The organism is Curvibacter delicatus NBRC 14919 (assembly GCF_001592265.1).
In the GTDB taxonomy this organism is placed as follows: domain Bacteria; phylum Pseudomonadota; class Gammaproteobacteria; order Burkholderiales; family Burkholderiaceae_C; genus Hylemonella; species Hylemonella delicata.
The window spans coordinates 1-17968 of the sequence record NZ_BCWP01000050.1; the positions used below are offsets into that span (position 1 = coordinate 1).

Here is a 17968-nt window from a genome sequence, read left to right on the forward strand (position 1 = left end):
TCAGCAAATCCCTAATCAGTACATCGTGACGTTGGCTCGGATGGCCGCCCTGCAGAGCAGACAAATAATTCTTGCGCAGGAGCGCATTTACGCAGATTCATCACACTCGTTGCTGATTTGGTGGTCTGCCGCGACCTCGCACAGGGGAGTTCTGTGAACGCTCTTCACTCCGAACCGTCTCCTGCGTGAATGCCTTTCCCTCAAGCCACCCTATGAGCTGTACACGGCGCAGGTAATAGCGATTCCCGATCATCACAAATGGCGGAAATCCCTCGGGCGGCCTCGCGACAGCCCATCGGCGGAAGCCCTCATATCCAACGCCGACCAATCGCGCCGCCTGGCGCAAATCAAGCAAGCCCAAGTCTCTCCCGTGGCTCATGTTCTGAACATCATCCACATTCGCTCTCCTAACCCCGTACTGCTACGCGGCGTGCGCAAACGGACCCTGTCGTCGCAACTTAAGGACGACTTAGCTGGTCAATGCTGGCGTTCACGCTGCGGGGTTGCAGCCGATATACGCTGAAAGGATTCGTGAGCGTGCCGGCGACGGGGAAAGGGGCCGCAACGAAAATCGGTGGAGGCGCATTGCAACCGCCGATATACAAAATGCAGACCGTAAGTCCGCAGTCGACCTAGTGGATTCGACTGACCATAAGCATACGTGGCGCTGTGATCCTGTCAAACGTTGGAGAACAGTGGTGGTGCCAGTTGTGTGCCAGCCACATCAGCTCAAGCGATCCCAAATTTTCCCGAGCCGTCTCAAACGGTGCCAATTTTGTGCCAGCTGGGCGCAAAATAATGCCCAGTCCGGGGTTAGCGTGATCCGAAGGGAATCCACTAACCTATTGAAAAATAAGGATTTTTTCCACCTGACGGGAGCGGATCGAACCCCCGACCCACAGCTTAGAAGGCTGTTGCTCTATCCAACTGAGCTACGGGCAGAGATCGTGAAGAGATGGTCGGGGCGGCGGGATTCGAACTCGCGACCCTCTGCTCCCAAAGCAGATGCGCTACCAGGCTGCGCTACGCCCCGACAAGCTGCGTATTCTACCGGCTCCGTGAGGTGATTTCAGGCTCGGCTAAAGTTATTGGATGCATTCGCACTCACCGCCCCTGCCCTGGCTCGAACCCGGCGACGACTTTCCTCCCGTCACCCAAGCGTGGGGCGCCAACGCCGAAGCCCCAGGCCTGCTGGCGGCAGGTGGCCAACTGGACGTGCCGACCTTGTGCCAAGCTTATGCCGAGGGCATCTTTCCCTGGTTCAGCATAGGCCAGCCGATCCTGTGGTGGAGCCCCGACCCGCGCATGGTGCTGGACGTCGCCAACTTTCGCCTGCATCGCTCGCTCAGGAAAACGCTGCAGAAATTCATGGCCACGCCCGGCTGCGAGGTCCGCATCGACTCGGCCTTCGACCAGGTGATCGCGGCCTGCGCCGGCAGTGCGCGCGAAGGCCAGTCAGGCACCTGGATCGTGCCGCCCATGGTACTGGCTTACCGCGCCCTGCACCGGGCCGGCTTCGCCCACAGCGTGGAGACCTGGATTGACGGCCAACTGGTCGGCGGCTTGTACTGCGTGGCACTGGGCAAAGCCGTCTTTGGCGAATCGATGTTCACACGCGTGAGCGACGCCTCCAAGATCGCGCTGGCGGCGCTGGTCTGCTTCTGCCGTCAGCATGGCATCCGCCAAATCGACTGCCAGCAGAACACCCGCCACCTGGCATCACTCGGTGCGCAGGAGATGGCGCGCGCCGCCTTCCTGGAAAGGGTGCGCCAGGCACGCCACGAGAAGCCGCCTCACTGGCATTTTGAAGCTCTATACTGGCAACAACTCACTGCCACGCCGTCGGAGCCCATGTGACGCACCTCAAGGATCTTCCCCTGCAGACCTTGCAGTTCTATGCCACCGCGCCCTATCCGTGCAGCTATCTCGACAACCGTCTGGCCCGCTCGCAGGTGGCAACCCCCAGCCACCTGATCAACAACGCCACCTACTCCGAGCTGGTGACCAAGGGCTTTCGCCGCAGCGGCATGTTCACCTACCGTCCGTATTGCGACGGTTGCCAGGCCTGCACCCCGCTGCGGGTACTGGCACAGGAATTCCAGGCGACGCGCAGTCAGCGCCGTGCCTGGCGGCAGCACCAGACCTTGCAGGCCCGCGTGCTCAAGCTGTGCTTCATGCCAGAGCACTATCAGCTCTATCTGCGCTACCAGAACGGCCGTCATGCCGGCGGCGGCATGGACCAGGACAGCATTGACCAATACACCCAGTTTCTGCTGCAAAGCCGGGTCAACTCCCGCCTGGTCGAATTCCGTGAATCGCAAGCGGACGGCAGCGCCGGCGCACTGAAGATGGTCTCCATCCTCGACGTCCTGGACGACGGACTGTCAGCGGTCTACACGTTCTATGAACCGGAAGATCACGCCAGCTACGGCACCTACAACATCCTCTGGCAAATCGAACAGGCGCGCTCCATGGGCTTGCGCTACGTCTACCTCGGCTACTGGATCGCCGACAGCCAGAAAATGAACTACAAGGCCCGCTATGCGCCAAACGAGGTGCTGCTGGACGGCAGTTGGGCCGCCCTCGAATAACGTCGGAATGACAGGCTGGACGCCAAGAAAACCAATTTCACGAAGTAAAATCATGACCAGGTTCAGGAGCAGGTCATGAAAAAAACAGATCCCGATATCAATACCACGCCCACCGTCCAGGTGATTGAGCGCATGTTCACCCTGATGGACGTGCTGGCCTCACGGGAAGAGGCCGTGTCGCTGAAGGAAATCAGCGCCAAAACCGGCCTGCACCCTTCCACGGCCCATCGCATCCTCAACGATCTGGCCATTGGCCGCTACGTGGACCGCCCCCAGCCCGGCACTTACCGCCTGGGCATGCGACTGCTGGAACTGGGCAATCTGGTGAAGGGGCGGCTCAACGTGCGTGATGCCGCCATGACACCGATGCGTGAACTGCACAAGCAGATTCACCAACCCGTGAACCTGAGCATGCGCCAGGGCGACGAGATCGTCTACATCGAGCGCGCCTACAGCGAACGTTCGGGCATGCAGGTGGTGCGCGCCATCGGCGGCCACGCCCCGCTGCACCTGACCTCGGTTGGCAAGCTGTTTCTGGCGGCGGAAGACCCGCAACGCGTGCGCGCCTACGCCACCCGCACAGGCCTGAGCGGCCACACCAAGAACAGCATCACGCAACTGCCGGTGCTGGAGCGCGAGCTGTCCAAAGTGCGCCAGTACGGCGTGGCACGCGATGATGAGGAACTGGAACTGGGCGTGCGTTGCATGGCTGCCGGCATCTACGACGACCAGGGCAAGCTGGTGGCCGGTTTGTCGATCTCCGCCCCGACAGGACGGCTGGATGAGGAATGGCTGCCCAAGCTGCAAGCCGTGGCAGACGAGATTTCCCGCACCTTGGGCTACCAGCCTGGCACCAAGCCACCACTGCAGTAACCCTGCCCCACCAATGAATCGCGCCCCTCAAGAGGGGCGCGATGTGCATCAGTGATAAGGGTGATCAGTAGAGCGCCAGTTTCTCGCTGCCGCCCATCCCTGTGACCGGTCGTGTGTGCGGGGGAATCGACTCGACCCAGCGCCGTACGCGCTCCGCATCGGCAATGCGAGTGAGCTTGCCGGCAGAGTCCAGGAACACCATGATGAGCTTGCGGCCCGCCACCTGCGCCTGCATCACCAGGCACTGACCGGCTTCGGAGATATAGCCCGTTTTTTGCAGGCCGATGTCCCAGGTCGGGTTCTTCACCAGCCGGTTGGTGTTGTTGTACTGCAGCACCTGCCGGCCGACGGCGACCTGATAGCCGGGCGAAGTCGAGTACTCACGCAACAGCGGGTCGGCCGATGCCACATTGACCAGCATGGCCAGATCCTTGGCGCTCGACTGGTTCTTGCTGGACAGGCCGGTCGGCTCGACATAACGGGTGTCGTGCATGCCGAGCATGCGCGCCTTGGCGTTCATCAAGCTGACGAAGGCGGCGAGGCCGCCCGGGTAGGTACGCCCGAGCGCACTGGCAGCCCGGTTCTCGCTGGACATCAAGGCCAGATGCAGCAGCTCGGCACGGCTGAGCGTGGTGCCCACGCGCAAACGGGAAGAGCTGCCCTTCTCGGTATCGACATCGTCTTGCGTGATGGTGAGCATCTCGTCCATCGGCAGCTTGGCTTCGCTGATGATCAGGCCGGTCATCAGCTTGGTCAGCGAGGCAATCGGCAGAACCGCCTGCTCGTTCTTGCTGAAGAGGACTTCATGCGTATCCTGGTCCACCACCAAGGCCACGCTGGACTTGAGATCCAGCGCATCCTGTGCCTGATGCAAGCCGGCCAATTGGCCGAAAGAAGGCTTGGCCGGAATGACGGCTGCCCGCACAACCGGTTTGCGCTTGGCGACGTAGATGGTCTTGGAAACCTTGCGCTTGACGCTCGGTTTGTTATCGGCGACGCGGACTTTGGCAGCTTGGGCGTCGGTGGCGGCAAAAACCGTCAAAACCGACATGGCGCACAGGCCCCAAACCAATCGATTCAAAGAGCTTACCCAAACAGCTTTGTTTTGAATCCGCATGCATTCTTCTCCGAACATAGTCAATGCCTTGGTTTATACAAAAAAAATCGCGCAAGATCAAGCACTTGCGCGATTTATCTCAACAAACTCCTGCAATCGGGGCCTCCCCCTAGCCCTGGGCAGCCACCCGGTCGGCTTTGCTGGACAACTTGTTGAGTGCGCTCAGGTACGCCTTGGCCGAAGCGACCACGATATCGGGGTCGGCACCGACGCCATTGACCACCCGGCCGCTGTTCTGCAGCCGCACAGTCACCTCCCCCTGACTTTCGGTCGATCCGCTGATGGCATTCACCGAATAAAGCACCATTTCCGCCCCGCTTTTCACATGGGACTCGATGGCCTTGAGTGAGGCATCCACGGGGCCGTTGCCATCAGACACACCCTTGACCTCCTTGCCCTCCACCGTGAACACGATGGCTGCCTGCGGCCGCTCACCGGTTTCGCTGTGCTGGGACAGGGAGACGAAACCATACCTTTCCTTCTCGCTGGTCACACTCTCGTCGCTGACCAGGGCCAGGATGTCCTCGTCGAAGATCTCGCTCTTGCGGTCGGCCAGCTCCTTGAACTTGGCGAAGGCGGTGTTGATCTCGGTCTCGCTGTCCAGCGACACGCCCAACTCTTGCAAGCGCTGCTTGAAGGCGTTGCGGCCGCTGAGCTTGCCCAGCACGATCTTGTTGGCAGACCAGCCCACATCCTCGGCGCGCATGATCTCGTAGGTGTCGCGTGCCTTGAGCACGCCGTCCTGGTGAATGCCGGAGGCATGGGCAAAGGCATTAGCCCCCACCACCGCCTTGTTCGGCTGCACCACGAAACCAGTGGTCTGACTGACCATGCGGCTGGCCGCCACGATGTGTTTGGTGTCAATGGCAACATCCAGATTGAAGTAGTCACGACGGGTCTTGACCGCCATCACCACCTCTTCCAGACTGCAGTTGCCGGCCCGCTCACCCAGACCGTTGATGGTGCACTCGACCTGACGGGCACCGCCGATCTTCACCCCGGCCAGCGAATTGGCCACGGCCATGCCGAGATCGTTGTGGCAGTGCACCGACCAGATCGCCTTGTCCGAGTTGGGCACACGCTCACGCAGGGTCTTGATGAAGTTGCCGTAGAGTTCGGGAATGGCATAGCCCACGGTGTCGGGGATGTTGATGGTGGTAGCCCCCTCCTTGATGACGGCCTCCACCACGCGGCAGAGGAAATCCATCTCGCTTCGGTAGCCATCTTCAGCGCTGAACTCGATATCGGCCACCTGGTTGCGGGCGAAGCGCACCGCCAGTTTGGCCTGCTCCAGCACCTGCTCCGGCGTCATGCGCAGCTTCTTCTCCATGTGCAGCGGCGACGTGGCGATGAAGGTATGGATGCGGGCGCTGTTGGCCCCCTTGAGCGCTTCGGCTGCACGTGCGATGTCGCGGTCATTGGCACGCGAAAGGGAACAAACGGTGGAGTCCTTGATGGCATTGGCAATGTTCTGGACCGCCTCGAAGTCGCCATTGGAGCTGGCCGCAAAACCGGCTTCGATGACATCCACCTTCAGGCGTTCCAGTTGCCGGGCAATGCGCAGCTTTTCATCTTTGGTCATGGATGCGCCGGGCGACTGCTCGCCATCGCGCAAGGTGGTATCAAAAATGATCAGTTTGTCGGCCATCTCGTTCTCCTGGTTTCCTGCGATTCAAAAATGACAAAGTACAAAGCAAAAGGCCCGTTGCGAGTGCATACGGGCCTTGTGGAAAATCTGCGCGCGCGCTAGCAATCCCGCCCGTGTTGGCGTAGCAGCAGTAGAGCTAGCGAAATAGATTTCATGGGTTCAATGTACCACAAGATATGAGCGTGCGCATTGGCTTCTGCCATGACGCCGATTACTGGTGCAGCCCACGCTCGTCCGGCTCATCGGTCGAGGTGCTGATCACACTGGTGGGCTTGCCCTTGGCCTTGCGCCAGCCATAGACCGCATAGCCGCTCAAGCCATAGACCACAAAAACGCCGAAGAGCACGATGGGCGGATGGATATTGATGACAGCAATGCCCAGGGCGATCAGAACGATCACCGCGAAGGGAACGCTCTTTTTCATCTGGATGTCCTTGAAGCTGTAGAACGGCACATTGCTGACCATGGTCAGACCGGCATACAGGGCCAGCACAAACATGGGCCAGGCTACCGTCGGCCCTGCCACGCCAAGCTCGGTCATGATCCAGATGAAACCCGTGACAAGTGCCGCCGCCGCAGGTGACGGCAGCCCCTGGAAATAACGCTTGTCCACCACGGTCGTGTTGACATTAAAACGCGCCAGTCGCAGTGCCGCACAGGCGCAATAGACGAAGGCAGCCACCCAGCCCCAACGCCCCAGGCCTTTGAGCGCCCACTCGTAGGAAATCAAGGCAGGCGCGGCGCCAAACGACACCATGTCGGAGAGGGAGTCCATCTGCTCGCCAAACGCGCTTTGTGTGTTCGTCATGCGCGCCACACGGCCGTCCAGGCTGTCGAGCACCATGGCGCAGAACACGCCAATGGCCGCCATGTCAAAACGCTCATTCATGGCCATCACGATGGCAAAGAAGCCACCGAACAAGGCCGCCAGCGTGAACAGGTTGGGAAGGATGTAGATGCCCTTGCGACGCTTGCGCACCATCACGGCTTCACCTTCGGAGAATGTTTCTTCACCGTCATGCATGGTCAGACCCCAGCCTTCAAAAACAGATCTTCGGAAATCACGGCCCCGATGCCTGCCGCCCGGAAACAGAAAGTATTGAGGTAATCCATAGAGTTCGAGTGTAAGTCACCCGAAAGACAAGGCGCAAACAAAAACAAAGGCCACCGAAGTGGCCTTTGTCTCAAGCACGGAATGCTGCTTAGTTGCGGGTCTGGTCCACCAGCTTGTTCTTGGCAATCCAGGGCATCATGGCGCGCAGCTGGGTACCCACCTTCTCGATGGAGTGGTCTGCCGTGTTGCGACGACGCGCCGTCATGCTCGGGTAGTTCAGGCGGCCTTCCTGGATGAACATCTTGGCGTAATCGCCGTTCTGGATGCGCTTGAGCGCATTGCGCATGGCCGCGCGCGACTGCTCGTTGATGACCTCGGGACCGGTCACGTACTCACCGAACTCGGCGTTGTTCGAGATCGAGTAGTTCATGTTGGCGATGCCGCCTTCATAGATCAGGTCCACGATCAGCTTGAGTTCGTGCAGGCACTCGAAATAGGCCATCTCGGGGGCATAACCTGCCTCGACCAGGGTCTCATAGCCCATCTTGATCAGTTCGACGGCGCCACCGCACAACACGGCCTGCTCGCCGAACAGGTCGGTCTCGGTTTCTTCCTTGAAGTTGGTCTCGATGATGCCGGCCTTGCCGCCACCGTTGGCCATGGCGTAGGACAGGGCCAGGTCGCGGGCCTTGCCGCTCTTGTCCTGGTGCACCGCCACCAGATGAGGCACGCCGCCGCCCTGGGCATAGGTGCTGCGCACAGTGTGGCCCGGGGCCTTGGGCGCCACCATCCACACGTCCAGATCGGCACGCGGCACGACCTGGTTGTAGTGCACGTTGAAGCCATGGGCAAAAGCCAGCGAGGCACCTTGCTTGATGTTCGGTGCCACGTTGTTGGTGTACACCTCGGCAATCTGCTCGTCAGGCAACAGGATCATGACCACGTCAGCGGCCTTGACGGCATCGTTGACTTCCATCACGGTCAGACCGGCCTTGCCGACCTTGTCCCAGGAAGCGCCGCCCTTGCGCAGACCAACCACGACCTTCACGCCGCTGTCATTCAGATTTTGAGCGTGGGCATGGCCTTGGCTGCCATAGCCAATGATGGCCACGGTCTTACCCTTGATCAGGCTCAGGTCACAGTCCTTGTCGTAGAAAACTTTCACTTCTTTCTCCTTGGTAAAACTTGGTTATGAATCAGACGCGCAGAATACGTTCGCCACGGCCGACGCCGCTGCTGCCGGTCCGAACGGTTTCCAGAATGGCACTGCGGTCAATTGCTTCCAAGAAGGCATCGTTCTTGGAATGATCGCCGGTCAATTCGATGGTGTAGCTCTTGTCGGTGACATCAATGATACGGCCACGGAAGATGTCGGCCATGCGCTTCATCTCCTCGCGCTCCTTGCCCACCGCGCGCACCTTGACCATCATGAGTTCGCGCTCGATGTAGGCGCCTTCGGTCAGATCCACCACCTTGACCACCTCGATCAGGCGGTTGAGGTGCTTGGTGATCTGCTCGATGACATCGTCCGAACCGGTGGTCTGGATGGTCATGCGCGACAGACTGGCATCCTCGGTCGGCGCCACGGTCAGGGACTCGATGTTGTAGCCACGGGCCGAGAACAGGCCCACCACGCGGGAAAGAGCGCCCGGCTCGTTCTCCAGCAAGACGGCAATGATGTGTTTCATTTTTAAGGATTCCTCTTTTCGCTGCCCTCCCCCGGCCGCGGTAACGACAGGGCTTGGCAGACAATAGATTCGTCAAAAGATGAGCCAGCTCCGGGTGGGGACCTGGCCCTTGTGTTTACAGGTCCTCGCTACCCAGCAGCATCTCGGTGATGCCCTTGCCGGCCTGCACCATCGGGAAGACATTCTCCGTCGGGTCGGTACGGAAGTCCATGAACACCGTGCGGTCCTTGAGTTTTCGGGCCTCGCGCAGCGCCGGCTCTACGTCCTGCGGCCGCTCAATCAGCATGCCGACGTGGCCATACGCCTCAGCCAGCTTCACGAAGTTGGGCAACGCGTCCATGTAGCTGTGGCTGTAACGCCCCGAGTACTCGATCTCCTGCCATTGACGCACCATCCCGAGATAGCGGTTGTTCAGCGACAGGATCTTGATTGGCGTGTTGTACTGCAGACAGGTCGAGAGCTCCTGGATGCACATCTGCACCGAGCCTTCACCCGTCACGCAATACACCTCGCTCTCGGGCTTGGCCAGCTTGATGCCCATGGCGTAGGGGATGCCGACACCCATGGTGCCCAAACCACCGGAATTGATCCAGCGGCGCGGCTCGTTGAACTTGTAGTACTGGGCCGCCCACATCTGATGCTGCCCCACGTCGGACGTGATGTAGGTATCAGCATCCTTGGTCATGTTCCACAGCGTCTCGATCACGAACTGCGGCTTGATGACTTCCTTGTTGCCGCGGTCGTACTTCATGCAGTCACGCTTGCGCCAACCTTCGATCGCCTCCCACCAGCCCCCCAGAGCCTGTGCATCCGGCTTGATGGCGCTTTCCTTGATCATGGCGATCATCTCGGTCAGCACATCCTTGACATCCCCCACGATCGGAATGTCCACCTTGACGCGCTTGGAAATGCTCGACGGATCAATGTCGATGTGAATGATCTTGCGCTCGTTCTGGGCAAAGTGCTTGGGATTGCCAATCACCCGGTCATCGAAGCGTGCACCCACCGCCAGCAGCACGTCGCAGTTCTGCATGGCATTGTTGGCCTCCATGGTGCCGTGCATGCCCAGCATGCCCAGGAACTTGGGATCGGTGGCCGGGTAGGCACCCAGGCCCATCAGGGTGTTGGTGACGGGATACCCCAACATGTTCACCAGGGTACGCAACTCCGCCGTCGCATTGCCCAGCAGCACGCCGCCACCGGTATAGATGTAGGGGCGCTTGGCCGTCAACAACAGTTGCAACGCCTTGCGGATCTGCCCGGCATGGCCTTTGCGCACCGGGTTGTAGGAGCGCATCTCGACCGATTCCGGGTAACCCGTATACGCCACCTTCTTGAATGAGACGTCCTTCGGGATGTCCACCACCACCGGGCCAGGACGGCCGCTACGGGCAATGTGGAAGGCCTTTTTCAGCGTCATGGCCAGATCGCGCGCGTCCTTGACCAGGAAATTGTGCTTGACGATAGGGCGTGTGATACCCACGGTATCGCACTCCTGGAATGCATCCAGGCCGATGGCAGCCGTCGGCACCTGGCCGGTCACGATCACCATCGGAATGCTGTCCATGTAGGCCGTGGCGATGCCGGTGATGGCGTTCGTAACACCGGGGCCGGACGTCACCAGCGCCACGCCGACATCACCAGTGGCACGGGCGTAGCCGTCAGCGGCATGCACGGCAGCCTGCTCATGACGCACCAGAATGTGCTGAATGCTGTCCTGCTTGTAAAAAGCGTCGTAGATATGCAGAACGGCACCGCCTGGGTAACCCCAGACATACTTGACGTTCTCGGCCTGCAGGGCCTTGACCAGGATCTCGGCGCCGCGTAATTCTTCTGCCTGCTCGGCAGCAGCAGCCGACGTGATTTCAGCTTTGGAAATTTCCATGATGAACCTTTGTGAATTTCTCTAACGAAAAACCTTGGGTGCCCCTTCGCAAACACTTGTGGCGTCGCGTCGGGACTTAAGGTCAAAACCATGGGCGCATTGCTTGTAGCGCCGGATTGTGACCCGTTTGCTTTTTGATATGCAGCTTGCATTATCGCACTGCAACAACGAAATTGAGCATGCTGACTCGGAAAATATCGGCTCAATGCCATAATCGGCACCCACAGCGCCCCCGAGGCGCGTCATAACATCGAGACACCTCCACCACCCCGGGTTTCACGCGCTTGGCCACCGAACAAGAACTCTCAGACTTCCTGAAAAGCGTTGAAAAACGCGCGTTCAAGCGTTCGGTGTATCACGTCCGCAACGACGAGGTGGCCCTGGATATCGTGCAGGACAGCATGATGAAACTGGTCGAACACTACGGCCATAAACCGGTCGCTGAACTGCCCATGCTGTTCCAGCGCATTCTGTCCAACTGCACGCTGGACTGGTTCCGGCGCCAAAAGACCCGGAACGCCCTGTTTTCGAACATGAGCGACTTTGAGTCGGAAGACATGGATGGAGATTTCGACCTGCTGGAAACCTTGAACACGGCAGAAAGCTCCAACCAGTCCGAAAGTGCCGAAAACCAGACGGAACGGGCCCAGGTCTTGCATGAGATCGAGAAGGAAATTCTGGAGCTGCCAGCCCGTCAACGGGAAGCCTTCCTCATGCGTTACTGGGAGGATTTGGATGTGGCCGAAACGGCTGCAGCCATGGGCTGTTCCGAGGGCAGCGTAAAAACACACTGTTCCAGGGCGGTTCAGGCCCTGAGCAAGGCTTTGAAGGCCAAGGGAATACGACTATGAAGCATTCAACATCCGCCCAGGACTTCTCCGTCCAAGATCGTTTCGGTCGGACGGTCGCAGCACGGCTGTCTGAATCCACGGCCACCCTTCCCTACGACATTTCCGAGCGTTTGCGTGCCGCCCGAATGCAGGCGCTGGGCAAACACCGCGTCGCCCAAACTGCCCCGGCAGCCCATGTGTTGACCAATGGTGGTGCAGCCACGCTCAATTTTGGTGAGGGCGAAGGGCGCCTGTGGCATCGCCTGGCAGCATTGGTCCCTCTGTTGCTGCTGATTGCCGGCCTGATTGCTGTCAATATGCTCAACGACGATTTCCGAGCCAAGGAGTTGGCCGATATCGATTCGGCCATCCTCACGGATGATCTGCCGCCGGCTGCTTATACCGATGCCGGCTTCTTGCAGTTTCTCCAGTCGCGCCGTGAGCAGCAGGACCAGTAATCAGTGCCTGACGTCATGAAAAGAGTCTTTGCGGCTTCAGCATGGATCGCCTTGGTAGCCTTGAGCTACCCGTCCGTGCACGCCCAGAGCGAGACGACGCCACCCGCTGCCGCCAGTGTTGTGGCAGGCGAACCCGCCAACCCGGTGGTCCCGCCGGCCCCGCGCAAATCCCCGGCGGCCAAATCGGTCAACCAGCAAACCTGGAAAAAGCTGACCCCCGCCCAGCAGCAGGCCCTGAGCCCCTTGGCGGGCAACTGGCACGAGCTGGGCGAAGATCGCAAACGCAAATGGCTGGAAATCTCCAAGAATTACCACGCCCTGTCCCCTGCCGAGCAGGCCATGATGCACAGCCGCATGAGCGAATGGGTGTCGCTCAGCCAACAGCAGCGGACACAAGCCCGGCTGAATTTCGTCGAAACCAAGAAACTCTCTCCGCAGGAAAAAGCGGCCAAATGGCAGGCCTACCAAGAGCTCAGCCCTGAGGAAAAGAAAAAGCTGGCGGCCAAAGCCACCGTCAAGCCAGCCGGTGTAGCGGTCCTCAAGCCGGAGACCGCTTCGGAGAAGCTGACCAAGGTGCCAGTCACCCGCCTGACCCCCAAACCGAGCAACGCCCCCAACCACCCGCCTCTCGTCCACGCCAACACCCTGCTGCCCCAGCCCGCTGTGTCAAGCCCGACTGCTACGACGCAACACTAGCCAGCCGGGGAACGTCCCGCCCCATGATTCCGAATCCGGCAAACAGCCTCGCATCTTCCGGCCAGCCTTCTGGCACCCATTTCACACTTCAAGCCCCGGGGCTCTGGCGCCGCATGGCGTGCTGGCTGTATGAAGGTATGTTGCTGTTCGCGGTCGTTTTCGTCGCCGGTTACCTTTTCAGCGCACTGACCCAGACACGCCATGCGCTCGACAACCGGCATGTCCAACAGGCTTTTCTGTTCGTTGTGCTGGGCATCTACTTCACCTGGTTCTGGGCCAAGGGGCAGACACTCGCCATGAAGACCTGGCACATCCGCGTGGTGGACACGCAAGGTCGCCCGGTGACGCAAGCCCGAGCCTTGCTGCGCTACGTCTTGAGCTGGCTCTGGTTTTTACCTGCTTTGGCAGCCATGGCCCCGTTCGGACTGTCCGGCGCCGAGTCCGCCATCATCGTGCTGGGCTGGGTGGCCGTTTGGGCATTGCTGAGCCGCTTCCATCCCCAGCAGCAGTTCTGGCACGACGTCCTGGCCGGCACCCGACTCATCACCTCCCGCCCCTTGAGCCGCTGAAGCGTCACAAAGCTGGGCGACAATCTGTGCATGACAGATTTTCCGGACAACGCCGACGTCAACCCCCAGAAATCCCGGAGCGGCTTCAACCGCATGTGGCATGCCATGGGCTACTCCATGGAAGGGCTGCGAGCCGGCTGGAAGGAAACTGCCTTCCGGCAGGAAGCCATTGCAGCCATCGTCCTTCTCCCGCTGTCGTTCTGGATCGGTCGGAGCTGGGTCGAAATCGCCTTGTTGGCTGGCTCCGTTCTGATCGTGATGATTGTCGAGTTGCTCAATACCGGCATTGAAACCGCCATCGACCGCATCGGCCCCGAATGGCATGACCTCTCCAAGCGGGCCAAGGACATGGGCAGCGCGGCCGTGCTGTTGAGCCTGCTCCTGTGCGTCGGCATCTGGCTCGCGGCGCTGTGGCAAAGGCTTGTTCCATGACTCCTGCGTTCTCCGTCTGTGTTTATTGCGGCTCCCGCCCCGGCAGCAAGCCCAGCTACGCCGAAGCAGCCCGCGCCGTGGGCACCTGGATCGGCCAGCGCGGCGGCCAGCTGGTCTATGGCGGTGGCAAGGCCGGGCTGATGGGCATCACCGCCGAAGCCACCTTGCAGGCCGGCGGTCGCGTGGTTGGCGTGATTCCCAAGGCGCTGGTGGAAAAGGAATGGGCCCTGCACGACTGCACCGAGCTCCATATCGTGGACACCATGCATGACCGCAAACGCATGATGGCCGAACGCGCCGATGCGTTTCTGGCGCTGCCGGGGGGCATCGGTACCTTTGAGGAACTGTTCGAAGTCTGGACCTGGCGCCAGCTCGGCTACCACGACAAGCCCATCGGGCTGCTCAATGTCGACGGCTATTACGATGCCTTGCGGATCTTTTTGGACAAGACCCTCGAGCAGCAGTTTCTTGGGGACTGGCAGATGGACCTGATCCAGATCGGCGCCGATCCTCAGGCCCTGCTCTCGGACATCGTGCAGGATGCCGGCTTCTCGCCGGCTCCGCAACTCGACGCGATCTAGATCGCGGAATCGTCCAGCTCGCCGGTGCGGATACGCACCACGCGCTCGACACCGGTGATGAAGATCTTGCCATCGCCGATCTTGCCGGTGTGTGCGGCCTTGACGATAGCGTCGACACAGCGGTCGACATCATCGCTCTTCACCACGACCTCCACCTTCACCTTGGGCAGGAAATCCACCACATACTCGGCCCCGCGGTAGAGTTCGGTATGTCCCTTCTGGCGACCGAAGCCCTTCACCTCGGTCACGGTCAGACCATTCACGCCGCATTCGGCCAGGGCTTCGCGCACCTCTTCCAGTTTGAACGGCTTGATGATGGCGGTGATCTGTTTCATCTCTGGATTCCTGTTTGCTGAAGCTGTCGCTGATGTTGGATGGGGTTCGAGGGCCGATTATCAGGCCCGGAACCGGTTGGTAATAGGATAACGCCAATCCTTGCCAAAGCTGCGGTGCGTCACCCGGATGCCGACCGGCGCCTGGCGGCGTTTGTATTCATTGATCTTGATGAGGCGGGTCACTTTTTCCACGTCGGCACGGGCATAACCCTGGGCCACGATCGCCTCAATCCCCTCGTCGTTTTCCATATAGCGCTCAACAATCGCGTCAAGCACATCGTACGCGGGCAGGCTGTCCTGGTCCTTCTGGTCAGGCCGCAGCTCGGCACTCGGGGGGCGCGTGATGATGCGCTCCGGAATGGGGCTGGCACCGCTGCCGTGCGGGTCGTGGGCATTGCGCCAGTACGCCAGACGGAACACCGTGGTCTTGGCCAGATCCTTGATGACGGCAAAACCGCCGGCCATGTCGCCATACAGCGTGCAGTAGCCGGTCGCCATTTCCGACTTGTTGCCGGTGGTCAGCACGATACGGCCACTCTTGTTGGACAACGCCATCAGCAAGGTGCCGCGGATGCGGGCCTGGATGTTCTCCTCGGTCGCGTCTTCCGGCAGACCACGGAACTCGTCGGCCAACGAGGCCTTGAAGGCTTCGAACTCGGGCACGATGGAAATCTCGTCGTAGCGCACACCCAGCCGGGCCGCCATGTCGCGTGCATCGATCCAGCTGATGTCGGCCGTGTAGGGTGACGGCATCATGACGGTGCGTACCCGCTCGGCCCCCAGCGCATCAACCGCAATCGCCAGCACCAGCGCCGAGTCGATGCCGCCGGACAGCCCGATGATGGCACCAGGAAAACCGTTCTTGCCCACATAGTCACGCACACCCAGCACCAGGGCATCCCACAGATCGGCGTCGGCCGACCGCTCGGGCGCCACATTTGCTATCAAATCAATAGCACCCGGCGCAGTATTGACAAGGATATCAAACAGATTTTCTTCAAAACTCGGAGCACGACCGGCGAGCGAGCCATCGGCATTGACGGCAAAGGAATGCCCTTCAAATACCACCTCGTCCTGCCCGCCCACCAGATGGGCATAAACCAGCGGCAGGCCGCAGGCCTGCGCCCGCTGGCGCATCATCTGCTCGCGCTCCAGCCCCTTGCCCACATGGAAAGGCGAGGCGTTGATCACTGCCAGCAACTCGGCCCCGGCCTCGCGCGTCAGGCGCGCCGGCGCCTCGAACCAGGCGTCTTCACAGATCAGCAAGCCGACCTTGACCCGTGCGCCAGACGGCCCTGCCTCGAAAACACAAACGTCCTGCCCCGGCACGAAGTAACGGCGCTCGTCGAACACCTGATAGTTGGGCAACTCGCGCTTGGCGTAACGGGCCACCACACGGCCTTCGCACAGGACACTGGCCGCATTCAGCCGGTTGGGCACCGACACCGAACGGGTGCGAAGTCCCGCCTGATCCACGCTGGTGGGATGCCCCACCACCACCGTCATGTCCTTTAACCCGGCCAATTCACGGGCCACTGTTTTCACGGCATCATCGCAAGCGTCGATGAACGACGGGCGCAGAAACAGGTCTTCCGCCGCATAACCGCAAATGGAGAGTTCCGGTGTCAGCAGCAGGCGCGCACCGGCAGCATGCGCACTGTGCGCAGCTTCAATGATTTTTTGCGCGTTGCCAGCCAGGTCGCCGACGACAAAATTGAGCTGGGCAACGCAGATACGGAGTGTCATGGGACGAAAGAACAGTTCGGGAGCCGTGTGAGCAAAACCAATTATGTCATCCGGGTGCTGGATTCCCCGCTGCAGGTCGATGCAACGCAGTGGAACCACCTGCTGGCGCAACAGGCCCAGCCCACGCCTTTCATGCGACACGAGTACCTGGCCGCGCTGCACGCCAGCGGCAGCGCCACACCCGCCACCGGCTGGACGCCACGCTTTGTCACACTCTGGGAAAACACGGCAGAGTCTTCCTCAGCCGGCACCACACCCAAAGCGCAGTCATTGGTTGCGGCCTGCCCGCTCTACCTCAAGGATCACTCCTACGGCGAATACGTGTTCGACTGGGCCTGGGCCAATGCCTACGCCCAGCACGGCCTGGACTATTACCCCAAGGGCGTGGTGGCCGTCCCTTTTACCCCCGTACCGGGCAGCCGCCTGCTGGCGCGCGATGCCCACGCGCGTGAAGCCCTTGTGCACGCGGTACTTGAGACCTGTCGGGACGCGCAACTCTCCTCCTTGCACCTGCTGTTCGGCAGCGACAGCGACCTGACAGCCAGCCGGCATGCCGGCCTGATGCTGCGCCACACCGTCCAGTTCCATTGGCAGAACACCCGGCCGGGCTACGCCAGTTTTGACGACTTCCTTGGCACGCTCACCCAGGAGAAACGCAAGAAGATCCGCCAGGAACGGCGCAAGGTCTCGGAGGCTGGCGTCAGCTTTCGCTGGTCACGCGGGCTCGACATCACGCCGAAGGACTGGGACTTCTTCTACCGCTGCTATGAGCGCACCTACCTGGAACACGGCAACGCGCCTTACCTGAACCGTGACTTCTTCGCCCGCATGGCGGCCACCCTGGCCGGCCACTGGCTGCTCTTCATCGCCGAGCGCGAGGGCCAGCCCATGGCGGCCAGCCTGATCGCCCTCTCTGATGAGGGGCCGGAGAAAGTGGCCTGGGGCCGCTACTGGGGCGCGCTGGAGCGGGTGGACTGCCTGCACTTCGAGGCCTGCTACTACCAGCCGCTGCAGTGGTGCATTGAACAAGGTTACCAGCGCTTCGAAGGCGGTGCCCAAGGCGAGCACAAGCTGGCGCGTGCCCTGCTGCCGGTCAAGACCAGCAGCGCGCACTGGCTGGCCCATCCGGCCTTTGCCGATGCCGTGGAGCGTTTTCTGGAACGTGAAGGATCAGGGGTGGAGTACTACCTGAGCGACCTGGCCCGGCGTGCCCCCTTCAAACAGGGCTGACCGCTTTCGCCGTCAGCCCGTTTCACCCCGCTTAGAACGTTTCCCAGTCGCCGTTATCGTCGGCGTCACTGGCTTTCTGTGCTGGTTTCGGTGCCGGCGCATTAAGCTTGGCAGCGGGTGCCTTGGCGGCCGCGGGCTTGCTCACGGCCGCTACCGGCTTGGGGGCGTCATACGTGGCCGGGGCCACCGGAGCACTGCGGTAGGTCGACGTTGTCTGGGCGGCTTGTGCATTGAG

Annotated in this window: 18 protein-coding genes, 2 tRNA genes and 1 pseudogene; 10 read left to right on the forward strand and 11 right to left on the reverse strand. The window is 60.8% G+C overall.

Annotated elements, in window-relative coordinates:
- Positions 1 to 866: 866 nt before the first annotated feature.
- Positions 867 to 940 (reverse strand) — tRNA-Arg (locus CDE01S_RS16530).
- A 16-nt stretch (positions 941 to 956) separates the two neighbouring features.
- Positions 957 to 1033: transfer RNA gene (locus CDE01S_RS16535), tRNA-Pro, on the reverse strand.
- A gap of 59 nt (positions 1034 to 1092) precedes the next feature.
- On the opposite strand from CDE01S_RS16535, the gene aat reads away from it, so the two are divergent.
- The 3 genes from aat (at position 1093) to CDE01S_RS16550 (ending at position 3464) form a co-directional block, all read left to right on the forward strand.
- The gene (aat, locus tag CDE01S_RS16540; RefSeq protein WP_066710184.1) at positions 1093 to 1857 is read left to right on the forward strand and encodes a leucyl/phenylalanyl-tRNA--protein transferase; all 765 of its coding nucleotides are present in this window, start codon (positions 1093 to 1095) and stop codon (positions 1855 to 1857) included.
- Entirely contained in the window at positions 1854 to 2591 is a 738-nt protein-coding gene (locus CDE01S_RS16545) for an arginyltransferase (protein ID WP_066710187.1), read from the forward strand. Before aat ends, CDE01S_RS16545 begins: the two co-directional genes overlap by 4 nt.
- A 75-nt stretch (positions 2592 to 2666) precedes the next feature.
- The gene (locus tag CDE01S_RS16550; protein ID WP_066710189.1) at positions 2667 to 3464 is read left to right on the forward strand and encodes an IclR family transcriptional regulator; all 798 of its coding nucleotides are present in this window, start codon (positions 2667 to 2669) and stop codon (positions 3462 to 3464) included.
- A gap of 64 nt (positions 3465 to 3528) precedes the next feature.
- On the opposite strand, the gene pbpG is transcribed toward CDE01S_RS16550, so the two are convergent.
- From pbpG to CDE01S_RS16580, 6 genes are all read right to left on the reverse strand, one after another.
- Positions 3529 to 4515, reverse strand: coding sequence for a D-alanyl-D-alanine endopeptidase (pbpG, locus tag CDE01S_RS16555; protein ID WP_084382953.1), 987 nt, complete (start codon positions 4513 to 4515; stop codon positions 3529 to 3531).
- 175 nt (positions 4516 to 4690) lie between these two features.
- The gene (locus CDE01S_RS16560; RefSeq protein ID WP_066710193.1) at positions 4691 to 6229 is read right to left on the reverse strand and encodes a 2-isopropylmalate synthase; all 1539 of its coding nucleotides are present in this window, start codon (positions 6227 to 6229) and stop codon (positions 4691 to 4693) included.
- A gap of 211 nt (positions 6230 to 6440) precedes the next feature.
- The gene (gene pssA / locus CDE01S_RS16565) at positions 6441 to 7253 is read right to left on the reverse strand and encodes a CDP-diacylglycerol--serine O-phosphatidyltransferase (protein ID WP_066710195.1); all 813 of its coding nucleotides are present in this window, start codon (positions 7251 to 7253) and stop codon (positions 6441 to 6443) included.
- A 178-nt stretch (positions 7254 to 7431) separates the two neighbouring features.
- The gene (gene ilvC, locus CDE01S_RS16570) at positions 7432 to 8448 is read right to left on the reverse strand and encodes a ketol-acid reductoisomerase (RefSeq protein ID WP_066710198.1); all 1017 of its coding nucleotides are present in this window, start codon (positions 8446 to 8448) and stop codon (positions 7432 to 7434) included.
- Between the two features lie 31 nt (positions 8449 to 8479).
- Positions 8480 to 8971, reverse strand: a complete 492-nt coding sequence (ilvN, locus tag CDE01S_RS16575) for an acetolactate synthase small subunit (protein ID WP_066710206.1) — start codon at positions 8969 to 8971, stop codon at positions 8480 to 8482.
- 115 nt (positions 8972 to 9086) lie between these two features.
- A complete protein-coding gene (locus CDE01S_RS16580) occupies positions 9087 to 10856 on the reverse strand; it encodes an acetolactate synthase 3 catalytic subunit (protein ID WP_066710209.1) in 1770 nt (589 codons plus the stop codon).
- Between the two features lie 284 nt (positions 10857 to 11140).
- On the opposite strand from CDE01S_RS16580, the gene CDE01S_RS16585 reads away from it, so the two are divergent.
- Genes CDE01S_RS16585 through CDE01S_RS16610 form a run of 6 tightly spaced genes read left to right on the forward strand, consistent with a single transcriptional unit; the run spans position 11141 to position 14422 of the window.
- Positions 11141 to 11707, forward strand: coding sequence for an RNA polymerase sigma factor (locus CDE01S_RS16585; protein WP_066710213.1), 567 nt, complete (start codon positions 11141 to 11143; stop codon positions 11705 to 11707).
- Positions 11704 to 12144, forward strand: a complete 441-nt coding sequence (locus CDE01S_RS16590; RefSeq protein WP_066710217.1) for a DUF3619 family protein — start codon at positions 11704 to 11706, stop codon at positions 12142 to 12144. Before CDE01S_RS16585 ends, CDE01S_RS16590 begins: the two co-directional genes overlap by 4 nt.
- Before the next feature lie 15 nt (positions 12145 to 12159).
- A complete protein-coding gene (locus tag CDE01S_RS16595; RefSeq protein WP_084382954.1) occupies positions 12160 to 12840 on the forward strand; it encodes a DUF3106 domain-containing protein in 681 nt (226 codons plus the stop codon).
- 23 nt (positions 12841 to 12863) lie between these two features.
- On the forward strand, positions 12864 to 13409 hold the full coding sequence (locus CDE01S_RS16600; protein ID WP_084382955.1) for an RDD family protein: 546 nt from the start codon (positions 12864 to 12866) through the stop codon (positions 13407 to 13409).
- 30 nt (positions 13410 to 13439) lie between these two features.
- Entirely contained in the window at positions 13440 to 13841 is a 402-nt protein-coding gene (locus CDE01S_RS16605) for a diacylglycerol kinase (RefSeq protein WP_066710222.1), read from the forward strand.
- A complete protein-coding gene (locus CDE01S_RS16610) occupies positions 13838 to 14422 on the forward strand; it encodes an LOG family protein (protein WP_066710225.1) in 585 nt (194 codons plus the stop codon). The genes CDE01S_RS16605 and CDE01S_RS16610 overlap by 4 nt, the downstream gene beginning before the upstream one ends.
- Here the strand turns inward: CDE01S_RS16610 and CDE01S_RS16615 are convergent.
- Positions 14419 to 14757: a P-II family nitrogen regulator gene (locus CDE01S_RS16615; protein ID WP_066710228.1), complete on the reverse strand. Its 339-nt coding sequence runs from the start codon at positions 14755 to 14757 to the stop codon at positions 14419 to 14421. The two genes, CDE01S_RS16610 and CDE01S_RS16615, sit on opposite strands and share 4 nt — an antisense overlap.
- A gap of 60 nt (positions 14758 to 14817) precedes the next feature.
- A complete protein-coding gene (locus tag CDE01S_RS16620; RefSeq protein WP_066710231.1) occupies positions 14818 to 16503 on the reverse strand; it encodes an NAD+ synthase in 1686 nt (561 codons plus the stop codon).
- A gap of 27 nt (positions 16504 to 16530) precedes the next feature.
- Here CDE01S_RS16620 and CDE01S_RS16625 point away from each other — a divergent pair, with 27 nt between their 5' ends.
- Positions 16531 to 17733: a GNAT family N-acetyltransferase gene (locus tag CDE01S_RS16625; RefSeq protein ID WP_066710233.1), complete on the forward strand. Its 1203-nt coding sequence runs from the start codon at positions 16531 to 16533 to the stop codon at positions 17731 to 17733.
- A gap of 31 nt (positions 17734 to 17764) precedes the next feature.
- On the opposite strand, the pseudogene CDE01S_RS18715 reads toward CDE01S_RS16625, so the two are convergent.
- Positions 17765 to 17968 (reverse strand): annotated as a pseudogene (locus CDE01S_RS18715) (hypothetical protein); the annotation flags it as partial.

Excerpts from the sequence above, each read along its gene's own strand:
- aat (WP_066710184.1), top strand. The coding sequence starts at position 1,093 with ATGCATTCGCACTCACCGCCCCTGCCCTGGCTCGAACCCGGCGACGAC.
- CDE01S_RS16550 (WP_066710189.1), top strand. The coding sequence starts at position 2,667 with ATGAAAAAAACAGATCCCGATATCAATACCACGCCCACCGTCCAGGTG.
- pbpG (WP_084382953.1), bottom strand. The coding sequence starts at position 4,515 with ATGTCGGTTTTGACGGTTTTTGCCGCCACCGACGCCCAAGCTGCCAAA.
- CDE01S_RS16560 (WP_066710193.1), bottom strand. The coding sequence starts at position 6,229 with ATGGCCGACAAACTGATCATTTTTGATACCACCTTGCGCGATGGCGAG.
- pssA (WP_066710195.1), bottom strand. The coding sequence starts at position 7,253 with ATGCATGACGGTGAAGAAACATTCTCCGAAGGTGAAGCCGTGATGGTG.
- ilvN (WP_066710206.1), bottom strand. The coding sequence starts at position 8,971 with ATGAAACACATCATTGCCGTCTTGCTGGAGAACGAGCCGGGCGCTCTT.
- CDE01S_RS16580 (WP_066710209.1), bottom strand. The coding sequence starts at position 10,856 with ATGGAAATTTCCAAAGCTGAAATCACGTCGGCTGCTGCTGCCGAGCAG.
- CDE01S_RS16590 (WP_066710217.1), top strand. The coding sequence starts at position 11,704 with ATGAAGCATTCAACATCCGCCCAGGACTTCTCCGTCCAAGATCGTTTC.
- CDE01S_RS16595 (WP_084382954.1), top strand. The coding sequence starts at position 12,160 with ATGAAAAGAGTCTTTGCGGCTTCAGCATGGATCGCCTTGGTAGCCTTG.
- CDE01S_RS16600 (WP_084382955.1), top strand. The coding sequence starts at position 12,864 with ATGATTCCGAATCCGGCAAACAGCCTCGCATCTTCCGGCCAGCCTTCT.
- CDE01S_RS16605 (WP_066710222.1), top strand. The coding sequence starts at position 13,440 with ATGACAGATTTTCCGGACAACGCCGACGTCAACCCCCAGAAATCCCGG.
- CDE01S_RS16610 (WP_066710225.1), top strand. The coding sequence starts at position 13,838 with ATGACTCCTGCGTTCTCCGTCTGTGTTTATTGCGGCTCCCGCCCCGGC.
- CDE01S_RS16615 (WP_066710228.1), bottom strand. The coding sequence starts at position 14,757 with ATGAAACAGATCACCGCCATCATCAAGCCGTTCAAACTGGAAGAGGTG.
- CDE01S_RS16620 (WP_066710231.1), bottom strand. The coding sequence starts at position 16,503 with ATGACACTCCGTATCTGCGTTGCCCAGCTCAATTTTGTCGTCGGCGAC.